Source organism: Pelobacter seleniigenes DSM 18267 (genome assembly GCF_000711225.1).
GTDB classification, from domain to species: Bacteria; Desulfobacterota; Desulfuromonadia; order Desulfuromonadales; family Geopsychrobacteraceae; genus Seleniibacterium; species Seleniibacterium seleniigenes.
The window spans coordinates 2,857,351-2,881,538 of record NZ_JOMG01000002.1 but is presented as its reverse complement, the minus strand read 5'-3'; the positions used below and the strand labels follow the sequence as shown (position 1 = coordinate 2,881,538).

The window sequence follows — 24,188 nt, the reverse complement described above, 5'->3', positions numbered from 1 at the left end:
ACAGAACTTATGCCAACAGCCGGGCGATACTGTCCGGCAAATCAACCGGCGTCGCGGCCACCACATCAGCCGTGGCAAGTTCATACGTAGCGCCGAATCCCCATGCGACCCCGATTGCGAAGATCTGATTCTCCCTGGCAGCGGCGATATCGTAATGGGTGTCGCCGACCATGACCGTTTGTTGCGGGCAGGCCCCGTGTTCGGCAAACAGCTGGCGGATCAACTCCGGTTTCGGGATCTCCGACCCCCCACCGTAAATGGCCTGAAAATAACCTTCCAGCTGAAAATGGCGAAGGACATCACAGGCGATATCCGCTTTTTTCGTAGTCGCGATAAACAACCGGTAGCCATCCTGATCGAGCCGGGCGAGCACCTCGGCGATGCCGTCATACAGGGCGTTGATTTTATAGCCTTCCGCCGCGTAGTCGTCACGAAAATGCGCGACCGCCTGCTCCAGAACCGCTTGTTCACTGGTCTGCAGCAACTCGCTGAAAGATGCGCTTAACGGCGGACCGATGTAGCGCCCGACTGCAGAACGCTCGATTCCCGGTGCGTGCATCTTGCCGAGGGCGTAATTCAACGACCGGAAGATCCCTTCACTGGAATCGCTGAGGGTCCCGTCAAGGTCGAATATGACTGTCTTCATTCTGCCTGCCTTACCTTGCTTATGCTAAAGATTTGAGCTGCTCAAGAACGGCGCCGTTAACCCGTCTGGCCTCGGCGAGCAGCTCCTGTTGATTGATGGTGGTCAGTTGCCGGTCCTGCATCAAGACCTTGCCGTTCACCACCGTGGCCTGAACATCGGCCGCGCGCACGGAATAGACCAGTTGCGAAACCACATCCCGCCCCTGCCCCGGACTGTTATGCAGTGTCTCCAGGTTGACCACGGCCAGATCCGCCAGTTTACCGGGTTCAAGACTGCCCAGCTCGGCTTCTTTCCCCAGCGCCCGGGCTCCACCCAGGGTCGCCATTTCAAAAACGGTCGCCGCGGGCATGGCCGTCGAATCGGCCAGTCGGGGTTTCTGAATCAGCGCAGCATGACGCATCTCCGTGAACATATCCAGATTGTTGCTGCAGGGGGACCCATCGGCCGCGATGGAGACATGACAACCCAGCGCCAGCAGCTCGGGGATCTGGGCGATCCCTGAGGCCAGCTTCAGGTTGCTGCTCGGGCAGTGGGCAATCATGGTCCCGGAATCCGCGAGGATCTGTTTTTCCTCCCCGTCCAGCCAGATACAATGGGCGAGGATCAGGTTTTCACCGGTCAGGCCCAGTTTTTTCAGGTAGGTGACATTGCGCATTCCGCGCTCAGCCTCGACCAGGGCGATCTCCTGCAGGTTTTCAGAGGCATGGGTATGAACCTTGAGATTCATGCTCCTGGCCATCTCGCCCACCCGGTTCAGCAGCCGTTCGGTACAGGAGACGACAAAGCGCGGCGCAAAGGCGTATTCGAGCCGGCCACCGGCCGCACCGTGCCACTTCTCGGCCAGGCGCTCCGCTTCGGCCAGCGATGCCCCGGTCTCTTCCAGCAGACCGCCCGGCACCCCCCTGCCGTGATCCATCATGCATTTCCCGGCCAGGGCCCGGAAACCGGTCTCGTCAATGGCCTGGAAAATCGCCTCGGTGTGGTTGACCGTCCCCATATCGATAATCGCGGTGGTCCCGCCGGCAATCAGTTCGGCGATCCCCAGCCGGGCGGAGAGATAATTGCTCTCCCAGGTATGCCCCGCTTCCAGCGGCCAAATCCGGGTTTTCAGCCAGTCGAGCAGGGTCATGTCATCGGCCAACCCCTGAAACAATCGCTGGGTCAGATGGATGTGACTCTGAATCAACCCGGGGATGACGGCGCAACCACTGGCATCGATAACCTGATCGGCAGGCTCGTCGATCTGCGCGGCCAACCGCTCGATCCGTTCTCCCTTGATCAGCAGATCACCTTGAAAAATATCCCGTTGACCATTCATGGTCACCAGGGTGCCGTTTTTAATAAGCAGACATTGCATGGTTTTTATCAATTCTATCAAAGATGTGAGGTTAAGAGCTTTGCTCCTGCAGGCAGCTTTCCACCGCACAGATGATCGTTTCATAACCGGTGCAGCGGCAGAGGTTGCCGGCATGTTCGCGGCGGATCAGTTCACGGTCCACCGCCTGCCCCTGGTATTTTTCGACAAACGCGGTGGAGGTCATGATAAAGCCGGGCGTACAGTAGCCACACTGAACCGCCCCGGCATCGATATAGGCGCGCTGAACCGGAGAAATGTCGCCCGCGCGGCTCTCCCCTTCCACGGTCCGGATCGTTTTGCCATCCGCCCACAGCGCCAGATACATGCAGGAATCCACCGGGATATTGTCGATGAGCACGGTACAGGCACCGCATTCGCCAACGCCGCAGCCCTGTTTGACACTGGTCAGCCCCTGCTCACGAAGAACCTCCAGCAAGGACAGACGGATATCCACATCCAGGGTATAGGGTTCGTTATTCAGAACAAAGGAAATGGTTCTGGTCATCTAGGCCTCCGCAACGCCGGCCGCGGCCATAATCACCCGGCGGGCCAGGGTTTTGATGATATGCAGGCGAAACTCTTTTGAAGCTCGCCAGGAATCCCGCGGATTCAAGTCCTGCAACACCAGGCCAGCGATCTCATTGATCAGCGCCGGGGTCACCGCCTGGCCAACCGAAAATTGTTCTGCGCTCCGGGCTCGCATCGGTTTCGGAGCCGCGACGGTAAAGGCGATTTTCAACGTATCAAAACAACCGGCCTTGACCTTACAGGCCGCCGCGCAACCGATGGTTGCGATATCCATGGCATTGCGCATGGCGTATTTGTAATAGTGGGTCCCGTAGTCCCGGTAGCTGGCCGCGGGAATCCGAATCGCCCGCAGCACATCGCTGTGCTCCAAGGCCACCTGCCCCGGCCCCAGGTAAAACTCGCCGATCGGCAGGTCGCGGACACCGCTGACGCCCTCAATTTCAAGGACTGCGTCCAGCACATATAAGGCCGCCGCGCTGTCGGCACTGATCGCACCGTTACAGAGATTGCCGCCGATGGTTGCCACGTTGCGGACCTGAGGACCGCCAACGGTTCCGGCGGCCTGGGCAACCAGCGGGAGGCGCTCCTGAATCAGCCGGTTGTCCATTAATTGCGAAAACGTCACCCCGGCGCCGATGCAGATTTCGCCACTGGCGAGCTGTTGGACCTGCTGCAATTCAGCCAGGTCGTGAATATCGATCAGCTGGGAATAGCGGTCATCCCCTTCCCGGAGCCGGATCAGGACATCGGTCCCCCCGGCCAGAACCCGAGCCCGGGGATTTTCCGCCAATAACGTGACGGCTTCGCTAACCGACTGAACTTTATTGTATGTCTCGATATTAAACATCGTCTTCCCCTGAACGGCAAAGCGGTGAGTGCATCATCAAAGCAGGCCGTTGGCGCGAAATAATCTGAACAGCGACTTTGGCGACATGGGCAGCTGCGTGGGCGCAACTCCCGTTGCATCCAGAATCGCGTTACGGATGGCCGGAGCCGGCGAAATAGCCGGCGGTTCGCCAAGGGCTTTCTGGCCGTAGCTGGCGGTGGGCTCCGCGATCTCGACAAAAGCACAGTCAAGATCCGGCATATCGGTCATGGTCGGCAGCTTATAATCAAGCAGGTTGTTATTATAAATATGCCCGCTGACCTCATCCACCAGCAGTTCTTCGTAGAGTGCAGCGCCGATACTCATGCTCATGCCGCCGTGAACCTGGCCGGCGGCCATCAGCGGATTGATGATTTTGCCGGAATCGTGAACATTGAGAATCTCCCGGATGGTGACCTTGCACAGTTCGATATCGACATCAAGGGCAACAAAGGTGCAACCGAAGACCGGGACGTTGGTCCGGGTTTTATAGGACACCTCACTGGTGATCTGCCCGCCCCGGTCTTTGTGGTAGTAGGAATCGATCGCCAGATCGCGCAAGCTGATCACCGTTGTTTGCGGATGAGAAGCATAGACGATACGATCGCCGGCGATGGTCAGCGCTTCTTTGACCCGCCCGGTGATCTCCTCGGCATAACTCAGGATCCTGTCACGGAATTCCAGACTGGCCTTGTACACGGCCTGCCCGTTGACATAGGTCTGCCGGGACGCGTAAGCGCCGGTATCGAAGGGCGTGTAATCGGTGTCCTGAGTGGAGATAACCTTGACTTGGTCATAATGGACACCGGTGGTCTCTGCGGCCATTTGGGCAAACGCGGTGTCCGAACCCTGGCCAATTTCGGTGGCACCGACATGGACATGCACCGAACCGTCCTGGTTGAGGATCAGTCGGCAACCGGCAATTTCGACATTACCGGGATAGGTTCCGGAGGCGTAACTGAAACAGGCCACGCCGATCCCGGAACGAACCGACCCGCTCTTCTTGTCGGCATAGTCAATTTTCTTCCGGTCCCACTGGAAGATTTCCCGCCCCTTGTCCAGGCAGTCCTTAAGGCCGTGATTGATGATCACCTGCTTATTGAGGGGGTTGATATCGCCGGATCGGCCAACGTTCCGCAGTCGAAATTCCAGCGGGTCGATCCCGGCCTTGCGGGCCAGTTCTTCCACCAGGCATTCAACCATGAACGCAACCTGCGGCGTGCCATAGGCGCGCATGGCCCCGGCGGAAGGCATATTGGCATAGACCGTTCGGGCGTTGTAGCGAATCACCGAACGCGGGTACATGGCGCAGGTCTTGGCCCCGCCGGCCAACGCAATGGCGTGGCCATGAGAAGCGTAGGCGCCGGTCACCGAAACGACGTCCAGATCGATGAACTGCAGCACGCCGTGGTCGTCGATACCGCCCCTGATGTGGCCATGAAAAGGATGGCGGGTCCGGGTGCAGGACATGGTTTCTTCCCGGGTCAGGTTGATCTGCACCGGCGCGCCGTTCAGCTTGCGGGTTAAAAACGCCACCATCGGCTCGACGACCACATCCTGCTTGGCCCCGAAACCACCCCCGAGGTAGGGTTTGATTACCTTGATATTGCCGAGGGGAAAGTCCAGCGCCTCACTGATGATCCGCCGGGCGATATGCGGAATCTGGGTCGACGAAACGACAACGATGTTGCCGTCGTCTTCCATATAGGCATAGGCGATATGATTTTCCAGGTGGCAGTGCTGAACCATGGCCGTCGAATAACGCCCTTCGACAACAATCGTGGCTTCTTTTTCGGCCTGCTGCACCTCACCGCCGACCTCATACGCGTGCGCACCGACAATGTTCCCATCCGGGTGAATGTTGCGGGCACCTGCAGCCAGAACCGCTTCCGGGGTCACCAGTGGCGGATAGCTTTCATATTCGACCTCGACCAGGCGGGCGGCGCGGCGGGCGATCAGCTCGGAATCGGCCACCACGATGGCGACCTCATCCCCTTCCAGGCGCACGTCCCGGGTCAGCAGCAGCCGGTCTTCGACATCCCGGGCCGCACGATCAAGGGCGTAGGGATGGCCGGCGGTGGCAAATTTAATCTGCGGCACATCCGCATAGGTGAAAACGGCCCGCACTCCGGGCAGGGCCTGCGCTTTTTCGGCGTTGATCCGCACCACCCGGCCATGGGCGATGGTGCTGCGGACATAGACCGCATGCTTCATCCCCTTGACCGCGAAGTCTTCGGTATATTTCGCCCGGCCCGAAACTTTGGCCAGGGCATCCTTGCGCTCCGTCGAAATTCCAACTGCCATCGTCAACCTCTTGATGTCTCAGTTTTCCGCTGCCATGAACCGATGCAGGATGGCTTCCAGTACGCCGCCGCCGATCGCTCGCGATTTTTCCGAAACCAGGCGGCAATAGGCCACCTCGCCGCGTGGATCGATATCCCCCAGTTTCGTCCTTTTCCGCACCGGTGTCTGCGTCCGCAGCAGCCCGCGGATCACCCCATCCAGCTGACTGAACACCGGCGTATCATCCACCATACCAAAGACTTCGCCCTGCTGCACCCTGTCGCCGATGTCATGGTCGGTGGTAAAAAGCCCATCCTGCGGGGACCACAGGACCCGTTCGATACTGTAGCCGGCAATCACCCCGGGAATGCCGGTATTTTCCTGCGCTGCCCCTGAATATATCGTGGAACCGAGGAAATGACCACGGTTTGTTTCCACCACGCAATGAACGTCCTGCCCGGCGACAAAGCCCGGTCCCAGGCCGATGACCAGATCGGCCTCATCGATCCGGGTGCCCAGGTTTTTCTTGGCGAGAATGGCATCGATCACCACTGCGGGCTTGAGTTGCGGCAACAGCAGCCATTGCGGGTCCACCAAAACCGGGATCTCTCCAGCGTCCTGGATGGCGGCCAGCTCGCGCAGGTCGTCACAGCGCCGCGCCGTCACGTTTTCGACCACCTGGGTTCCGTTGTAAACCGCTTCCGACAGGCAGACCGTGCGGCGGACCGCCAGCGGAAACGCCGTCTCCACCAGCACCAGGCGCCGGAAACCGGCCTTAAACAGCCGAACGGCGACCCCCGTAGCAAGGTCGCCGCCGCTTTTAATACAGATCGTCAAATCTTTTAATTTGCTCATCGTTCAACTTTTCAGCCCTCGTGTTTTTATTCGACAACCGGAAGATTGGGCCTGACAGATTTATAAAGTAGCACATATTCGGCGATAAAACCGAGCCCCATTCGGCGACATTCCGGATCCTTGAAAGTCACCTGTTCAGCGGCCAGCGAGCTGCCGTTCAGAACCACCTCCAGCTGGCTGTCCTGGTAATGGTAATTGCCGTTCTGCTCCGCAAGTACGGACACGCCCTTGTTCCCTTTGATCTGCATGGTCGCAGCAGAGAAATGGAAACCGAACTCGGCATTGGCAAAGCTCTCTTTGCGCAGGTGAAACTTGGGCTTGTCCTTGTAGGGGTCGCCGGCGCTGGGACAGAACAGGGTACAGTTGCCGCATTCGTTGCAATAATCACCGATATTGAGGACCTGATACGGCTGGTTGATGTTGATGTTCCCCTCGCGCAGAATCTCGACTTGACCGTTATTGTTGACTGCGGTTTCCACCGGCAGCGTGACCGGCTCCATGGGGTAGTAGATATTGCTGCGGTTCGGGCAGACCGTGGTACAGATATTACAGACCAGGTCGCATTGCAAACAGCGAGCAGCCTCCTCCACGGCGGCGGCATCGCTCAGGGTGTCCATGAACAGATTGAAATTGATGCGGTTATCGGCGTCGACCTCTGGCAAAGCCGGGCCAAAACCGCGCCGAGCCTGCTTGATCTGCAGCGCCTTGAGGTCGGGCTGGCGCTGATCGAGGGGAGAGAAAAACCCCTGCCGTTCTTTCTGCGCCCGCTTGATGATCTGGAAAGCGACCTTCTGGCCGTCGCCGATGGCATTGATCAGGCTCGACGCCCCGCGCAGCGCATCCCCGCCGGCAAAAACATTGTCCAGCGTGGTCTCGTAAGTGGCTTCATTCACTTCGAGCTTGTCCTGCGGATAGAAATCGAGGACCACCTGCTGGCCAATGGCGGGGATGATCAGATCGGCATCAATAACATAGTCCGCAGCCGCGACCTTCTCCGGCCGGGCCCGGCCGCTTTCATCCGGTGCGCCCAACTTCATCCTGCTGACCCTGAGGCCGCTGACCTTGCCATCGACAGCCACCACGGCTTCCGGGGCGGCCAGTTCGACCAGCTTGATCCCCTCTTCCAGCGCGCCCCTCACCTCTTCCGGGTCACAGGGCATTTCCCGCCGGGTGCGGCGATAGACAATGGTCACTTCGCCGCCGGTGCCGACCAGGCGCTTGGCGGTCCTGGCGGCATCCATGGCCGAGTTGCCGGCGCCGATCACGATAATCCGCTGGCCTTGCGGAAGGTCTTGCTGACGGCGCACCCGGCTCAGGAAGCTCAGCTGGTCAAGGACTCCTGCGCTCTCGATGCCGGGGATATCCAGCGGCAGGCTTTCCTGGGCACCGACGGCCACGTAGACATAGTCATTGGCCGCGCGGATTGCCTGAAATTTATCCGCCGTGATCCTGACATTCAGATGAACCCTGACGCCGAAGGCGATAATCCCGTCGATATCTTTCTGCAGGCTGCCGTCATCAAGGCGAAAGACCGGGATACCGTCGGCAGCCATGCCGCCGAGCAGGCCCTTGGCCTCGTAGATTTCGACGCTGAACCCTTCCATGGCCAGAAAATGGGCACAGGACAGACCGGTCGGCCCGGCGCCGATAATCGCCACCTTGACGCCGTTGTTGCACTCCGGTTTCGGCATGTTACGATCAAACTTATCGGCCACAAAGCGCTTGATCTCACGGATCATCAGCGGCCGTTCGTAATTGATCCGGGTACATTTGGACTGGCAGGCATGATCACACACCTTCCCCTGCACATTGGGGAACGGATTGGTGGCGAGAATGGTCTGATAGGCCTTTTCCAGCTCCCCCTTGGCGACATAATCAAGGTAGCGCGGAATCTCCTGTCCGGCCGGACACTCGCCCATACAGGGGGCTTCGGCGCAGTCGAAAAATTCCAGTTTCCGGGCGGTCTTGATCGATTCGTAAGGATAATGAATCTTCTTGTAATAAGTCGCTTCCGTCACTTCGGCGGCGTAGGCCTCCAGGTTGGCGACCACCGCTTCCGCCAGGTTCTTTTTGCCGGCGGTCTTGAGGACGTAATCATCAAGGGAGTCGGCTCCGGCCGCGCTCATGGCCGCGGCGATCACCGGCAGGTACTGACTGATCCGGCCGTAGCCGCCCGGCTTGAGCACATCGGAACAGAGGGTCACCGGTTTCAGGCCGCATTTGAGAATGTCGGCGATATTGAAGCAGTCGGCCCCGGCGGAAAAAGAGATATCCAGGGTGCCGCCGAACTCTTTCTGCAGCTTGGCCGCCAGATTGATACTGATCGGATGCAGGGCGCGGCCGCTCATGTAGACCATCGCCTCGTTCTTCGGCAGTTTCTGGCGGATATTGCTGGTTTCCAGGGTATTGGTCAGTTTCAGATTGAAGCTGACCCCTGCCTTGGCCGCGCTGGCGGTCAGTTCACGGATAAGTTTGACCCCGGCTGCGTACGTGAGGTCATGCTCGAAAGCCAGGTCCGGAACCTCGGTCGCAAAGCCCAGTTTTTCATTCAGGATTTCCCGCAGCTTATCCGCCCCGAGCAAGGTCGGATTGAGTTTGATGGTGGTATCCAGCCGGCGCTCTTCGATGAAATAACGGCCGATCTTCTCCACCTCGTCCGGCGGACAGCCGTGCATGGTGGAAATGGTGATGTTGCGGGTGATCTGCGGGGCGATCCGCAGCGTGCGGATGCGTGGATAAAAGGCGCCGATTTCATCGATTTTCGCCTGGAGCTCCGCGCTGCAATCCTCCATGCGGTCAAGGAAACGCTGCACCGTCGGGCTGAGAATCCCTTCCAGGTTGTAGCCGACGCTCATATTGAAGATAAAGCCGCGCTCGGCCATGTCCCAGCCGAATTTGTCTTTGAGCACATGGAGCATGATCCAGGCGTTGAGATATTCGTCAAACGACTGATCCAGCTTCAGCTCCTGCGACCATTCGCAGTTGTAGCCTTCATCCGACATGTCGATGCAGGGCTTGGTGACTTCCAGCTCGTCCAGCACCTGGATCGTCTTCAGCTCCATGTAACGGGCGCCGGTCAGCCAGGCGGCAATGATATTCTGCGCCAGTTGGGTATGCGGTCCGGCGGCGACCCCGAGCGGGGTTTCCAGCAACTGGCCGTAACGGGTCATGCGGAACGGATCAGCCGCATCCGGAATGAAAAAAAGGTCGCTGGAAATCCCGAAGATCTCCTGTTTTTCATCATACTGCCCGATCCAGTCGAACAGGGTCTTTAAAGAACTGCAAACAAACTCGTCACTGCGCATAACTAGCAAGCCTCCAACCTTAGCAGGAACCGGCAAAAGGGGTCCGCTCCAGAAATTCGCCAAACCCCTTTTCCCCAAAAAAATCTCCGTCTTTGACAATGATCCGGCCTCTGAGCATGGTCAGCTCAGGCCAGCCTTTGACCTGCATCCCGGCAAACGGCGTATAGTCGCACTGCTGATGCAGGGTCGTCACCGCCAGCGTTTTTTCCAGCTCGGGATTCCACACCACAATATCGGCATCGGCCCCCGGCTGCAGGGCTCCTTTGCGCGGATACAGCCCCATGAGTTTGGCCGGGGTGGTCGCGACCAGATCGACAAACCGATTGATACTGAAGCGCCCCTGCCCCACCCCGGCGGAATAGCTCAACGGCAAGCGGGTTTCCACCCCTGGGCAACCACCAGGACACTGCCGGAAATCCGCTTGGCCGTATTTCACTTTATCCGCAAAAGAGAAGGAGCAATGGTCGGTGGCCAGGACATCGATACTGCCATTGCTCAGCCCGCGCCACAGGGCCTGCTGATCCGCACTGCTGCGCAAAGGGGGCGCCATGACATATTTCAGCCCTTCAGGTTCCGCCTGCTGGTAACAGGACTGGTCCAGCAGCAGATACTGCGGACAGGTTTCCGCGAAGACCCGCTGCCCCCGGGCTTTGGCTTGTTCAATGACCGCCAGCCCCTTGGCCGTCGACAAATGGACGATATAGACCGGGATGTTGCCGCCCGCCCAGGCCAGTTCCAGAATCCGGGCGATGGCGTCCGCTTCCGTGGTATCCGGGCGACTCAGGGCGTGGTAGACGGCGCTGCGTTTCCCTTCCCGGCCGAACTGTTCGCGCAACGCGCGGATAACCGCATCGTCCTCGGCATGGAAGGCGGTCAGACCCTGGGCAGCGCCCATGGCCTGCAGAACCTGGGCGATCTCCACGTCATTCAGCATCCCGTCATAGGTCAGGTAGACTTTGGCACTGCTCACCCCGCTGTGGATCAGCGCGGGAATATCCCGCAGAACCTCGCTGTCCACGCGTTGAAACACACCGTGAATGCCGTAGTCGATGACTGCCTCATGGGCCAGCAGCTCCCGGTAGTAATCCGGCTGGTGAAACAGGGAGCAGTCCGCAGGCCCCGCCTCCGGGTGGTCGACGATGGTGGTGGTGCCGCCAAAGGCCGCGGCCCGCATCCCCTGATAAAAGCCGTCACTGACCCGCCGCTCCCCCAGGGCCAGGTTGAGGTGGGTGTGCACATCGACGCCGCCCGGCAGCACATAGCGCCCGGAGGCATCGATCTCCGTAACCGTGGCCCCGCCGGTCAACCCGCTGCCGATTTTAGCAATGATGCCGTCAACGATCAGCAGGTCAGCACGGAAGGTCTTCTCCGCAGTCACAATAGTCCCATTTTTGATCAGCTGCTTCATGCCTGTCCCAACCCGATTCAGAGCCGCTGCATTTTGCCCCAGAGTTTATTCCCCAGTTCGCGGGCCCGCCCCAGGATTTCAGTTTCATCCACTTGGGTCAAGCGACGGTTCTCAACAATGACCCGGCCGTTGGCGATCACCGTGTCAACATGGCTGGAATCGAGTCCGTAGATAAAGTGACCGAGGAAATTATCAGTGGTGACTTCCGTCGGCGTATCATAATCAAGAATCACCAGATTGTTGTCGCCGTCCCCCTGGAAACCCTGCTCCGCAAGATAGCGATGGATGTTCCTGAAGCGCCGGTAAATGGTGTCCATGCCGACCCCTTCGATGGGTTGGCCACTTAAGAATGCGGCCTTGGCGCTGCGCAGCATGTCGCTGTGCATGCCGTCGGTGCCGAGCATGACCCGATCGGTGATCTGACCGTAATTGGCCTGTCCGACATTATTGTTCTGGTTACTTTCGATATTTTCGATCACCCAGTTGCCGCTGTTCCTGAGCAGCTGTTTTTCTGCCTCATCCAGATGGACGCAGTGGACCAGCAGGCTTTGCGGCAGGTTCAGCACCCCTGCGTCGGCATAGCGTTGAATCACCCGCTTGCCGTAAGTCCTGAGGCAGTCGTCCTGATCGGCCCGGTCCTCGGCAACATGGACATGCAGACCGGTGTTGAACTTTTCGGCCAGGGCGACGGCACGTTTCAATAAGTTGTCACCCACGGTGAAGGAGGCATGCAGGCCGATATGCCCTTGACCACCAGCAGCGAGATAGCGCTCATGTTCCGCCAGCCCGGCCTCCGCAATCTCTGCGCCATCCCGGTCGGACAGCTCATAGCAGAGCAGGTGCGCCAGCCCCACCTGATCAAAGGCCCTGGCGATGGTGTCCAGCGAGCCCTCGACCGCAAATGGCGAGGCATGGTGGTCAATGACAAAGGTCACCCCGTTTTTAGCGCAATACATGGCGCTGGCCAGGGCACTGGCCTCGATCATCTCCAGATCCAGACACTTGTCCACCGTCCACCAGACATAGGTGAGGATCTCCTTGAAATTGACGGGAATCTTCTTCGGCGCGGGCATTCCCCGGGCCAGGGTGGAATAGATATGATGGTGGCCACAGCCGAAGGATTTGGTCACCAGCCGGCCGCGGCAGTCGAGCACCCGGTCCCCGGTCGCCAACTCTGCGGGTTCGGGAATCTTGTCGATAAGGACCAGGCCGCCGCTGTTCCCTTCGGTCACCTTAAGAGCGGTGGACCGCAAGGCCAAGGTCTGCCAGTCCAGATATAATGCATTATTCAGATAAAGTGCCATGCGGCCCTCCTGTTGTCACGCGCGTCAAGGCAGCCGGAGCTTGAACCGGCATCCGGCTGCAGAATCAGTCATTTCGCAAGCAGCCTACTTCTTCAACCAGCCCATCGGCAGCTTGGTGCGTTTTTTCCCGTCAAAGCTCCGGTAGGCTCCGGCCACCGCAGCGGCGGTCGGAATACAGCAGATTTCGCCCACCCCTTTGGCACCGAAGGGAGCATCCTCATCGTAGATTTCCAGCGGCACCACTTCAATCTCCGGCACCTCGTTGGCCCGCAACAGGCCGAGCTTACGGAAACTGTAATCGGTAATCCGGCCGTCTTCCATGGGCAAGTCTTCGGTCAGGGCGTAGCCCATCCCCATGACCACCCCGCCTTCGATCTGCCCTTCGAAGAGCTTGCGGTTGACGACCGTGCCGCTGTCATGGACGGCCCTGACCTTGACGATCGCACCTTCGTCGTCCAGCTTCACCAGCTGGGTGGCAAAACTGTAGGCGAAATGGCTGATCACTTCGCCGTCGAAATCAGCAGGGGTCGTCCAATCGCAGAGGTAACTGCCGTCGTAGGTGCGCCCGGCCAGCTCGCTCAGAGGATGTCTTTCCAGGTCTTTTTTGAGCCCCTTGGCAGCTTCCAGCACCGCTTTGCCGGCCAGGAAAGTACCGCGGCTGGCGGTGGTGCTCCCCCCCTTGGTTTCACTGTCGGTCATGACAATGACCTTGATGCAGTCCGTCGTTGCCAGCCCGAGATATTCACAGAGCATCTGCTGCACGACCGTATCCACCCCCTGCCCCATTTCGCTCCAACCGTGGAACAGCTTGATCATGCCGTCGGCCGTCACTTCGAGACGCACCTGGCTCAATTCGGGGATGCCGTTGCCGAGGCCGCAGTTTTTAATCCCGCAGGCAAGCCCGACACCGTGACCGTCCCCATAAGCATCCTTGACCAGCTCAAGGGTTTTCTTCAAACCAACGGCTTTCCTCAACCGATGCCCGCTGGTCGTCTTCAACCCTTGATCAAGGGCGTTGAGATAACGGATCTGCCAGCGATCGAAACCGGCCCGGGCACACAGCTCATCGATCACCCCTTCGATGGCAAAAGTGACCTGGTTCACCCCAAAACCGCGCATGGCCCCGGCGGGAACGTTGTTGGTGTAGACTGCCGTCGATTCCACATCGATATTGGGAATATGGTAAGCCCCGCCGGCATGGGTCGCGGCCCGCTCCATGACCGGCCCGCCCACCGAAGCGTAGGCCCCGGTATCACCGACGATCCGCGCCAGCAGACCGGTGAAACGCCCCTCTTCATCGCAGCCGAGGGTGTATTCCATGGTCATGGGGTGGCGCTTGACTGACATCCGGATCGACCCGTTGCGGTCGAGCTTGACCTTGACCGGGCGTTGCAGATGATATGCCGCCAGGGCGGCGTGCCCCTGGCAGGTCAGATCCTCCTTGCCGCCGAATGCGCCCCCCGCCGGCACCAGCTTGACATTCACATCTTTGACATCCAGTCCCAGCAGATCAGCGATCTGCTGCCGATCTCCGTAAATTCCCTGCCCCTGGGAATAGACCGTCAGTTTGCCATCTTCATAACCGGCGATACTGTTTTCCAATTCCAGATAGGCATGTTCGATAAACTGGGTCTGAAAGCGTTCGGTCACCACGTGGGCGGACTTTGCAAAGACGCTGGAAATATCTTCCCCATAACGAATCACGGTCTCCTTGAGGATATTGCCCCCCTCGTGAACCCGGATATCACTGGTCATGGCCGCAAAGGGATCGGTGAGCGGTTCGAGGACCTCGTACTCGACCTCGACCAACTCCGCGGCCCGATCGGCGGTTTCCTTGTCTTCCGCAACCACACAGGCCAGCACGTCGCCAATACAGCGGGTTATTTCCCCCTCGCCAATATAGACATCCCAGTCCTTGACGAGTTGCCCGACCTGTCTGCGGCCGGGGATATCACGGGCGGTAAAAACGCGAATGACGCCGGGCACGGCTTCGGCTTTGGACAGATCGATTTTCAGGACTCTGGCGCGCGGATGGGCGCTGAAGTGCAGACCGCCGTGGAGCATCCCCGGCAGTTCCATGCCGCCGATAAAAAGGGGTTTGCCGATGGCCCGCTCATAGGCTTCGAATTTCGGCGCGGAAGAGCCGACACCATAACCGGAGAACTCTATCGGCTGCTGATTGCGTAATTTTTCCGCCGCCAGCATAATGGCATCGACGATTTTGACGTAACCGGTGCAGCGACACAGATGGTGGCGGATGGCCTGAGTCACTTCGGCGCGGGTCGGATTGGGATTTTCGGTCAGCAGCATTTTGGCCCGGAACAGCATACCGGGACTGCAGAACCCGCACTGAACGGCCCCTGCGGCCACGAAAGCCCGCCCCAGGGTCGCGCGGATCTCCTCCGGGAGCCCTTCCAGCGTCACCAGGGTGCGCCCCTCCATGGCAGACATTTTCACTGAACAGGACAGCATCGGTTTGCCATCCAGTTCGACCAGGCAGGCGCCACAGGTCCCCTGTCCGGAACAACCGTCCTTCACGCTTTTCATATCGACGGAAAAACGCAGCCAAGAAAGCAGGGTTCGCGCCCCGTCCCCGTCATAGACCACGTCCTTCCCGTTGAGAGTAAATCTGACCATAGCCACCTCGTTTGCTCCGCATCCGCACCAGCTTCCGGAGCGGGTTGAGTGATGTGCCGTAGTGGTTCCAACTGTGCAGTTAGCCTTGCGGTGCTGTCCCTGCAGGTGCGATGCATGACTTACTTGACCGCGATTGCCTCCACTTCGACCAGAACGTTTTTCGGCAGAGTCTTGACGGCCACACAGGAACGGGCCGGAGGATTTTCTGAAAAATATTCCTCGTAGACCGCGTTGAATGCGGCAAAATCAGCCATATCCTGCAAAAAGCAGGTCGTCTTCACAACATTCTGCGCCATACAACCAGCCGCCGCCAGGACCGCGCCGAGATTTTTCATAACCTGCTCGGTTTGAGTCTTGATATCGCCGGCCACGACCGCGCCGGTCGCCGGATCGATGGGAATCTGGCCGGAAGTAAAAACCATGCCATTGCTGCTGGTCGCCTGACTGTAAGGCCCGATGGCCGCCGGCGCATTTTCGGTATGGACAATCTCTTTCATAACGTCCTCTTCTTATTGACCACACCCCGGCCCTTGGACCGGGGTGCACCAAGACAGTAGTTAACGGATCCTCGGGGTGCCCTGTTCCAGCAGACTCAGCAGTTTGTCCGCCGGATTGTTGAACTTGCTGAGGAAGATCATGGCCGCAATGATATAGGGTTTGTAGCTGGCTTCCTTGTAGAGCGGAACCCGGTAGCGATCGAAGACCGAAGCCGCAACCTCACCGGCCTGGCAGGAGACACCGGAGATGTCCGCCGGCAGGCAATGCAGGTACAGGGCTTTGCCCTCTTTGGTTTGGGCCATCAACTCTTCGGTACACTCCCAATCCTTGTGGTTGGCGTTCTGTGCCAGCAGCTCTTTTTCCAGCGCCTTGATTCCGGCATCGTCGCCTTCGGCATACAGATTGGTGCGCTTTTCCATGGCGGCAAACGGCGCCCAGCTCTTCGGATAAACGATATCCGCACCGGCGAAAGCTTCCGCCATGCTGTTGGTCTTGGTGAACGACCCGCCCGATTTTTCGGCGTTGCGTTTGGCGATCTCCTCCACTTCGGGCATCACTTCATACCCTTCCGGATGAGCCAGAGAGACCTCCATGCCGAAGCGGGTCATCAGCCCGATGATCCCCTGCGGGACGGAGAGCGGCTTGCCGTAGGACGGCGAATAGGCCCAGGTCATGGCGATCTTCTTACCCTTCAGGTTCTCCACCCCGCCAAAACTCTGGATGAGGTGCATGGCATCGGCCATGGACTGGGTCGGATGGTCGACATCGCACTGCAGATTGACGATGGTCGGACGTTGCTCCAGCACCCCTTCACGATAACCGGCCTCAACCGCAGCCGACACCTCTTTCATGTAGGCATGCCCCTTGCCGATGTACATATCGTCACGAATGCCGATGATGTCGGCCATGAAAGAGACCATGTTGGCCGTTTCCCGAACCGTTTCACCGTGGGCAATCTGTGACTTGCCTTCGTCCAGGTCCTGCACTTCCAGCCCGAGCAGGTTGCAGGCGCTGGAAAAGCTGAACCGGGTGCGGGTTGAATTGTCACGGAACAGGGAAATGCCGAGCCCGCTGTCAAACACCTTCGGCGAGATATTGTCCTTGCGCAGCTCCTGCAGGATTTCGGCAACATTGAAAATCGCCTGCAATTCCTGGTCGGTCTTGTCCCAGGTATGCAGAAAATCATTGAGGTACATATTTCTGGTATCCTGCAGGCTCAGCCTGCGAATCAATTCTCGGGTCAATACGTTGCTCACCTTATCACTCCTGTCGTTATTGGGTTATTCTCGTACCGATTTCGTAGTTCAAAGCCATTTTTATATATTCGGGCGAAGTAATGATGACTTCTTCCCCGCCATTTTCCAGAAAGCGGATAGCCGCCTCTATCTTGGGCAACATGCTGCCGGCGGCAAAGTGTCCTTCCTCAACATAAGTCTTGATCTGCTGCAGCGTCACCTGCTCAAGGCGTTGTTCATTCTCTTTGCCGAAGTTGAGATAGACATAATCAACCCCGGTCGAAATCACAAAACGCTTGGCGTCGATCTGGGCGGACAACAGCGCCGAGGCCAGATCCTTGTCGATCACCGCATCCACGGCCAGGTAGCCCTCGGGCTTTTTCACCACCGGAATACCTCCGCCGCCGCAGGCCACCACCACATAGTCTTTGGCAATGACATCCTTGATCAGCTCCAGCTCGACAATCTCGATCGGCTCCGGCGAAGGAACCACCCGCCGAAACCCGCGCCCCGCGTCTTCCATGAACTGCCAGTCCGGGTAGCGCTGTTCCAATTCGGCCCGTTGTTCAGCACTGAAGAACGAGCCGATCGGTTTGCTCGGATTCTGGAACTTGGCATCATTCTCATCCACCGCAACGCGGGTGACCAGGGTCGCCGTCTTTTTGTCCAGACCGCGCTTGTTCATTTCGATGTCCAGAGCCTGCTGGATCTGAAAGCCGATGGCCCCCTGGGTATCGGCAACGCAGCTCGACAAGGGGACCTCATGCAAGCCGGCCGCTTCAAAAGCGATGGCGGAACGGCGCAGGATAAAACCGACCTGCGGACCATTGCCGTGGACAATAACGACCCGGAACCCCGACTCGACAATGTCGGCCAGATGTTTCGCGGTTTCCACCACGGACTCATACTGATCCCCCACGGACATGTGGGCGGCATCGCGAATCAACGAGTTCCCGCCAATGGCAACGACAATAATCTCACCCATGCGTCACCTCTCAGACCTTGGTCAAATAGATTTTAGGCAAAGCGGCATAAACAGCTGCACAGGTCACCAAATCTTCCTTCCAGGTTTTTTCGTTCGGCGCATGGGCCTGGGCTTCCTTGCCGGGGCCGAAACCGACGGTCGGGATGCCGAACATTCCGGTAATGGACACCCCGTTGGTCGAAAAGGTCCATTTGTCGATGCGCGGTTCCTTTTTGAACAGGCTCCGGTAGGCTTCCGCCACGGACTGAACGGCGACATGCTCCTCTTCAACCACCCAGGACGGGAAATAACAGTCGGTCGGGTAGACCAGATCAGTGTAGGCCGGGCGTTCGTAGGTATACATTTCCACCTTGGCCCCGGCTTTTTGGGCAGCCGGCAGGTTGCGAATCTGGTTCAGGGCATAGTCCTTGTCCTCGCCTTTGGTCAGCCGCCGGTCGATGGATACAGAGCAGCTGTCGGCAACGGCGCAACGGGACGGCGAGGTGGAGAAGACTTCGGAAACGGTCAGCGACCCCTTGCCGAGGAAGTCATCCGTAATCAGGTTTTTATGCAATTCTTCCAGCTCCTGAAGAATCGGCGCCATTTTGAAGATCGCGTTGTCGCCGCGCTCCGGAGCGGAACCGTGACAGCTGACACCACTGACGGAGACCTTGATCTCCATGCGCCCACGCTGGCCGCGATAGATGCCGCCATCGGTCGGCTCGGTGGAGATAACGAACTCCGGCTTCAGGCCCAGTTCTTTGATGATGTACTGCCAGCACAGCCCGTCGCAGTCTTCTTCCATAACCGAACCGACCATCACCAGGGTATATTCATCTTCAAGTCCAAGGTCTTTGATGATCTTGCCGGCATAGACCATGGCCGCCATGCCGCCTTCCTGGTCGCTGGTCCCACGCCCGCCGATGGTTTCGTCATCTTCATAACCTTCGTAGGGATCGAAGGTCCAGTTGTCGCGGTTGCCGATACCGACCGTATCGATATGAGCATCATAGGCGATCAGGCGCTTGCCGTGGCCGATGGTGCCGAGCACGTTACCGAGGCCGTCGATTTCGACCTTGTCAAAACCGACTTTTTCCATCTCTTCCTTGATCCGTAGAACGACCTTTTTCTCGTCGCAGCTTTCACTGGGAATCCGCACCATATCGCGCAAAAATTTGGTCATATCGGCTTTATATTCACGGGCCAGCTCTAAAATCTTATCGAAATCCTGCATTTTTTCCTCCCTAGCAACAATGTTTAAAGGTCTTTTTGCGATATTTTTATTGTTTCGGTTTCAAATGTTTGCCGTACCAGACGATCTGCCTGAAGTTGACCGGATCGGTGTTCCCTTCGGTATTGAACAGCAGCACCACGGAATCCGCCCCCAGGCCCAAGGCGTTCTTCAATTCCCGGTAGTCCGCATCGTTCATGATCAGGTCAAGCACGCCGACACCGATGGAACCCGATTCACCGGCGATGACCCGGTCGTCGCCAAGCACTGGACAGGAAAGAATGCGCATGCCGTTCGCGGCCAGGTAGTCGTCGACACTCATGAAGCAGGACGCACTCTGCTTGAGGATATCCCAGCCGATGGGGTTGGGCTCGCCACAGGCCAACCCGGCCATGATGGTCTGCAAATCACCGCTCACCGCATGGGGCAGGCCGTCGCCGACGGCCGCCGACTTGTACAGACAGGCGGCATTTTTCGGCTCGACAATGACTGTTACCGGCGGTTTGTCCTTATAGTATTCGACCAGCAGGCCCTGGACGGCACCAGCCATGGCCCCGACCCCCGCCTGGATAAACACATGGGTCGGCTGTTGTTCCCCGAGCTGCCCGATAGCTTCCATGGCCATGGTCATATAGCCCTGCATGATCCAGGTCGGGATCTTGGTATACCCTTCCCAGGCCGTATCCTGGACCATATACCAGCCGTTTTTCGCGGCCTGCTCAGAGGCCAGCCGGACCGCTTCATCGTAATTCAGATCGGTGACGTGGACCGTGGCGCCGTGCGCCTCGATGCTCTTTACCCGGGCGGCCGCCGAGCCCTTCGGCATATAGACCACCGCCTTCTGCTGCAGCTTTTCCGCAGCCCAGGCGATACCGCGACCGTGATTGCCATCCGTCGCTGTCACAAAGGTCATATCTCCGAGCTGGCGACGGACCGCGGCACTGATCAGATAGTCAAAATCAACTTCACCAATGGATTTGCCGAGCTTTTCGCAGAGCAGGTTGGCCACCGCATAGCTTCCACCCAGCACCTTGAATGCATTCAAACCGAATCGATACGACTCGTCTTTGATATACAGATCCTTAAGGCCCCACACCTTGGCCAGTCGACCGAGATGGGCAAGCGGGGTTGATTGATAACCGGGAATGCTCGCATGAAGCCTCATTGCATCCTGCGCTGCATCCGTTGAGAAGGTGGGGAATTTTCCATCGACAACCGGATTGTTCAGAACATACAGCATATCTTTTTCGCACATCGTTGTGCTCCTTTCCGTCCGTTCTACAAATTATTTTATATCATAAAATTTTTTGTTCAAGTCAAAACTTAATGTCTCTCATAAAATTTTTCCTCAGCCTGAGCCGCACCCGACTCCACCGCCAAGGCCGACAGATCGGCCCGACAGCAACACCTGCCAGAGCGGAAAAACATCTACAAGAGAAACCTTCGCGAGGAACACAGTGCCTAAAAAACGGGCAGTTACTGCTAATTGACCAGCTTACTGCAGCACCAGGCAGGCAACCTCTCGCCCACGGCATACACTCTGCCAGAGGAGGCTGGAAGCGGGGAAAAGAGTCGGCCGAAAAAGGAACAATCCGAACTGTTCAGGGAGAAATGCGTATTGTTTGTTGAAGTCTTACAAGTTTTTTTATATTATCTAAAAAATTTCATAGGAGCCAAAGGACCGAATCAATGTTAAGTAGAATCAAAACCAAGCTGACGGAAACAGATCGAAAAATCCTCTCAGCTCATGAAGATATTGTCGATGGAATCGCCGCTTTTTTAGGCAGCCATTGCGAAGTCACCCTGCACAGTTTTGAAGATCCGGAACACGCCATCATCAAAATTGTCAACAACCACCACACCAACCGCACAATCGGTTCACCGCTGTCCGAGCAAGGGGCGCAGATCGTCCTTGACTATCTGGACAACAAGCAGCAGGACCGCTCCTGTTACACCACCAGCAGTGCCAAGGGTGAACCGATGCGCTCGCTGTTTACGGTTATTGTCAATAAAGACAAGCCGATCGGCCTGCTTGGCATCAATTTCAACATGACCATCCCCCTGACCGAATTCATCTCGACCTTCAGCCTGTTCCACGGACCGAACAACCTACAGAGCACGGAAAACAAAGAGCAGCTCAGCGCCAACAGCGTTGAAGAGTTGATCCATAATGCCGTCAATGACGTGGTGATTGATATCAGTACCAACATCAACATCCCGAACCATGAAAAGAATAAATATATTGTCTACGGCCTGCATGAAAAAGGTCTGTTCGACATCAAAGGCTCGGTCCAGCTCGTCGCCAAAGAGCTGAAATTATCGAAATATACGATCTACAGCTATATTCGGGAGCTGAAAGACAACAACAATTAGCTCTGCCTTCATAACTTTTCCAAAGACGAAAAAAACATGACATTCGATTATCTCTGCACCGAATGCGGTGCCCGCCATGCGATCAGCCCGGAGCTCATGGTCTGCCCGGCCTGTTCCGGCCACCAGCAGCCGGACGAGCCGGTTCGGGGCATCCTTGAAGTTAACCTGACCGGCACGGCCAGCGCTCAGTTTTCCGTGTTCGATCTGCTGCCGGTCGAAAAGGAGTATTTCCCACCCGTCCCGGTCGGCAACACCCCCCTGTGGCAACCCGGGAATCTGCGTAACAAGACCGGCTTTGCTCAGCTCTACATCAAGGATGACGGCGTCAACCCGACCTTTTCGTTCAAGGACCGGGCGTCCTTCCTGGTCTCAGCCTTTGCCAAAAAGCACAACATCAACGAAATCGTCCTCGCCTCGACCGGAAATGCAGGTTCATCCATGGCCGGGATCGGTGCCGCAGCTGCGCAGAAGATCACCATCTTCCTGCCCGAAGCAGCGCCACAAGCCAAGATCGTGCAGGCGCTGCAGTACGGCGCCACGGTTCACAAGGTACAGGGCAATTACGACCTGGCCTATGATTTTTCCCTGGAGTATTCGCGCAATAAAGGCGGCATGAACCGCAACACCGCCTATAACCCGATGACCATCGAGGGAAAAAAAACCGTGTCCCTGGAAATCTTTCAGCAGTTGCGCCAGGCCCCGGACTATGTCTTCGTTTCCGCCGGTGACGGCTGTATCGTCGCCGGGGTCATCAAGGGGTTCAAGGATCTGCTTCAGCTCGGCATCATCGACAAAATGCCGGTCGTCTACGCAGTCCAGGCAGCCACCAGTGACGCCCTTTACCGGGCCTGGGATTCCGGCCGTTTCGAGAATATTCCGACCCACACTATCGCCGACTCGATCTGCGTGGATGTGCCCAGAAACGGCTACCATGCCCGCAAGCTGCTGAAGGACCATCAGGGCCGGGTGATTCGGGTGAGCGATGAGGCTATCCTCAGCGCCCAGCATGAACTCGCCAGCAGCAGCGGCCTCTTTACCGAACCCGCCGGAGCCACCGCCTATGCCGGTTTCCTGCAGGAGCAGCACCAACTGCCGAGCGAGGCTCGCATCGTCGTCATCACTACCGGCAATGGCCTGAAAGACGTCGCAGCGGCCCTGCAAGGGATCAGCGCACCACAACAAGCCATCAAATCAATTGCTGAAATTCTATAAGGAGAATGTTGCAATGATCGATCTAGCAATCAATAACGACATCAGGGATAAGAACGCAGCCTACTGCCGGGAGAAAGGCATTCTGCTGCCGACCTTCGAGATGATGAAGAACCCGGAGAAAGTCCCGGCCAAGATCAGGGAAGCGCTGACCTCGGTCGGCCTCTGGGAAGTCAACCCCCTCAACCTGTTCCGCATCACCTGGAAGAACGAGCAGAAAGAGTCGGGCGGCCTTTACGGTGGCGTCAACCATTTTGTTCTGCCGCCGGAGCTGACCGGCTGCAAAGCCAAGATCATCGTGCTGTCCGGCAAATGGTTCCCCACCGGCGCGCACAAGGTCGGCGCAACTTATGGTTGCCTGATTCCACGCCTGGTGTCCGGCCAGTTCGATCCCCAGACCACCAAGGCGGTCTGGCCGTCGACCGGCAACTACTGCCGCGGAGGCGCTTATATCTCAGCCCTGCTCGCCAACCATGCCATCGCCATTCTCCCGGAGGAGATGTCCCAGGAGCGCTTCGACTGGCTGAAGACCGTCGCCGGCGAAGTCATCGCCACGCCGGGGTGCGAATCGAACGTCAAGGAGATCTTCGACAAATGCTGGGAGCTGCGCAATTCCGGGGAAAATTTACAGATCTTCAACCAGTTTGATGAGATGGGCAATCCGCTCTGGCACTACAATGTAACCGGCAGCGCCATCGAGGAACTGGTCCAGCATTACCTCGGCGCCGGGGAAAATTTTGCCGGCTACATTTCTTCCTCCGGCTCCGGCGGCACCCTGGCTGCGGGCTATTACCTGAAGACCAGGTTCCCGAAACTGCAGATCGCGGTGGCTGAAGCCCTGGAATGCCCGACCCTGCTGCGCAACGGCTTTGGCGACCATCGCATCGAAGGGATCGGCGACAAACATGTACCCTGGGTTCATGACTGCAAAGATACCGACTTCGTGATTGCCGTGGATGATGAAAAAGCCATCCGCACCCTGCGCCTGTTCAACGAAACCCAGGGGCGCGACCTGCTCAAAAAAGAAGGCGTCTCCCCAGAACTGGTCGACCAGCTCGACCTGCTCGGCATCTCCGGCATCGGCAACATGCTTGCGGCGATCAAATTCGCCAAATACAACGAACTGACGGAAAACGATTATCTGGTCACCATCGCCACCGATTCCATGCAGCTGTACGGCTCACGCATCAAGGAGCTTGAGCAGACCAGAGGAGCATACAGCGGAGCCAACGCCGAGCGGGACCTGGAACTGCTGCACTCCCTGAGCTACGACAACACTAAAGAGCTCAGCTACTACGACAAGAAGGCTATTCACAACCTCAAATATTTCACCTGGATCGAGCAACAGGCCAAAGATCTGAGCGAGCTGAACGCCCAGTGGTACGATCATGAAAATTTCTGGACCAAAACCCTCAACCAGGCCGCTGAAATCGACGAACTGATCAATGATTTCAACAGCAGGGTCGGCCTGTAAACAAGTCCGGCAGTCA

18 protein-coding genes are annotated in these 24,188 nt (G+C 57.8%); 3 read left to right on the top strand and 15 right to left on the bottom strand.

Annotated elements, in window-relative coordinates; all coding sequences use genetic code 11:
• Positions 1-7: 7 nt before the first annotated feature.
• From N909_RS0116000 to dpaL, 15 genes are all read right to left on the bottom strand, one after another.
• The gene (locus N909_RS0116000; protein WP_029916925.1) at positions 8-646 is read right to left on the bottom strand and encodes an HAD-IA family hydrolase; all 639 of its coding nucleotides are present in this window, start codon (positions 644-646) and stop codon (positions 8-10) included.
• A 19-nt stretch (positions 647-665) separates the two neighbouring features.
• Entirely contained in the window at positions 666-2,003 is a 1,338-nt protein-coding gene (locus N909_RS0115995; RefSeq protein WP_029916923.1) for a 5'-deoxyadenosine deaminase, read from the bottom strand.
• A 31-nt stretch (positions 2,004-2,034) separates the two neighbouring features.
• A complete protein-coding gene (gene xdhC / locus N909_RS0115990) occupies positions 2,035-2,508 on the bottom strand; it encodes a xanthine dehydrogenase subunit XdhC (RefSeq protein ID WP_029916920.1) in 474 nt (157 codons plus the stop codon).
• Positions 2,509-3,378 (bottom strand): xanthine dehydrogenase subunit XdhB, encoded by an 870-nt coding sequence (gene xdhB / locus N909_RS0115985; RefSeq protein ID WP_029916918.1) that lies wholly within the window; start codon positions 3,376-3,378, stop codon positions 2,509-2,511.
• 36 nt (positions 3,379-3,414) lie between these two features.
• On the bottom strand, positions 3,415-5,700 hold the full coding sequence (xdhA, locus tag N909_RS0115980) for a xanthine dehydrogenase subunit XdhA (RefSeq protein WP_029916916.1): 2,286 nt from the start codon (positions 5,698-5,700) through the stop codon (positions 3,415-3,417).
• Between the two features lie 18 nt (positions 5,701-5,718).
• Positions 5,719-6,534 carry a selenium-dependent molybdenum cofactor biosynthesis protein YqeB gene (yqeB, locus tag N909_RS0115975; protein WP_029916914.1) on the bottom strand — a complete coding sequence of 272 codons (816 nt, stop codon included), beginning with the start codon at positions 6,532-6,534 and terminating at the stop codon, positions 5,719-5,721.
• A 26-nt stretch (positions 6,535-6,560) separates the two neighbouring features.
• Positions 6,561-9,839 carry a putative selenate reductase subunit YgfK gene (gene ygfK, locus N909_RS0115970; RefSeq protein WP_029916912.1) on the bottom strand — a complete coding sequence of 1,093 codons (3,279 nt, stop codon included), beginning with the start codon at positions 9,837-9,839 and terminating at the stop codon, positions 6,561-6,563.
• A 19-nt stretch (positions 9,840-9,858) separates the two neighbouring features.
• A complete protein-coding gene (gene hydA, locus N909_RS0115965; protein ID WP_029916910.1) occupies positions 9,859-11,247 on the bottom strand; it encodes a dihydropyrimidinase in 1,389 nt (462 codons plus the stop codon).
• Between the two features lie 17 nt (positions 11,248-11,264).
• Positions 11,265-12,551, bottom strand: coding sequence for an amidohydrolase family protein (locus tag N909_RS0115960; RefSeq protein ID WP_029916908.1), 1,287 nt, complete (start codon positions 12,549-12,551; stop codon positions 11,265-11,267).
• Positions 12,552-12,635: 84 nt separating this feature from the next.
• On the bottom strand, positions 12,636-15,188 hold the full coding sequence (gene xdh, locus N909_RS0115955; protein ID WP_029916906.1) for a selenium-dependent xanthine dehydrogenase: 2,553 nt from the start codon (positions 15,186-15,188) through the stop codon (positions 12,636-12,638).
• 119 nt (positions 15,189-15,307) lie between these two features.
• Complete coding sequence (locus N909_RS0115950; RefSeq protein WP_029916902.1) at positions 15,308-15,685, bottom strand: RidA family protein; 378 nt, start codon at positions 15,683-15,685, stop codon at positions 15,308-15,310.
• A gap of 60 nt (positions 15,686-15,745) precedes the next feature.
• Positions 15,746-16,930: a knotted carbamoyltransferase YgeW gene (gene ygeW, locus N909_RS0115945; protein WP_342672705.1), complete on the bottom strand. Its 1,185-nt coding sequence runs from the start codon at positions 16,928-16,930 to the stop codon at positions 15,746-15,748.
• A gap of 28 nt (positions 16,931-16,958) precedes the next feature.
• A complete protein-coding gene (gene arcC / locus N909_RS0115940; protein WP_029916898.1) occupies positions 16,959-17,906 on the bottom strand; it encodes a carbamate kinase in 948 nt (315 codons plus the stop codon).
• 10 nt (positions 17,907-17,916) lie between these two features.
• A complete protein-coding gene (locus tag N909_RS0115935) occupies positions 17,917-19,119 on the bottom strand; it encodes a YgeY family selenium metabolism-linked hydrolase (protein WP_029916896.1) in 1,203 nt (400 codons plus the stop codon).
• Between the two features lie 46 nt (positions 19,120-19,165).
• Positions 19,166-20,371, bottom strand: coding sequence for a diaminopropionate ammonia-lyase (gene dpaL / locus N909_RS0115930; RefSeq protein WP_029916894.1), 1,206 nt, complete (start codon positions 20,369-20,371; stop codon positions 19,166-19,168).
• A gap of 434 nt (positions 20,372-20,805) precedes the next feature.
• Between dpaL and N909_RS0115925 the strand changes: the two genes are divergently transcribed.
• From N909_RS0115925 to N909_RS0115915, 3 genes are read left to right on the top strand one after another with little or no spacing between them, the layout of a single operon-like run.
• A complete protein-coding gene (locus tag N909_RS0115925; RefSeq protein WP_029916892.1) occupies positions 20,806-21,489 on the top strand; it encodes a helix-turn-helix transcriptional regulator in 684 nt (227 codons plus the stop codon).
• Between the two features lie 36 nt (positions 21,490-21,525).
• Positions 21,526-22,701: a threonine synthase gene (locus N909_RS0115920; protein ID WP_029916891.1), complete on the top strand. Its 1,176-nt coding sequence runs from the start codon at positions 21,526-21,528 to the stop codon at positions 22,699-22,701.
• Between the two features lie 13 nt (positions 22,702-22,714).
• Positions 22,715-24,172 carry a pyridoxal-phosphate dependent enzyme gene (locus N909_RS0115915; RefSeq protein ID WP_029916889.1) on the top strand — a complete coding sequence of 486 codons (1,458 nt, stop codon included), beginning with the start codon at positions 22,715-22,717 and terminating at the stop codon, positions 24,170-24,172.
• Positions 24,173-24,188 lie beyond the last annotated feature (16 nt).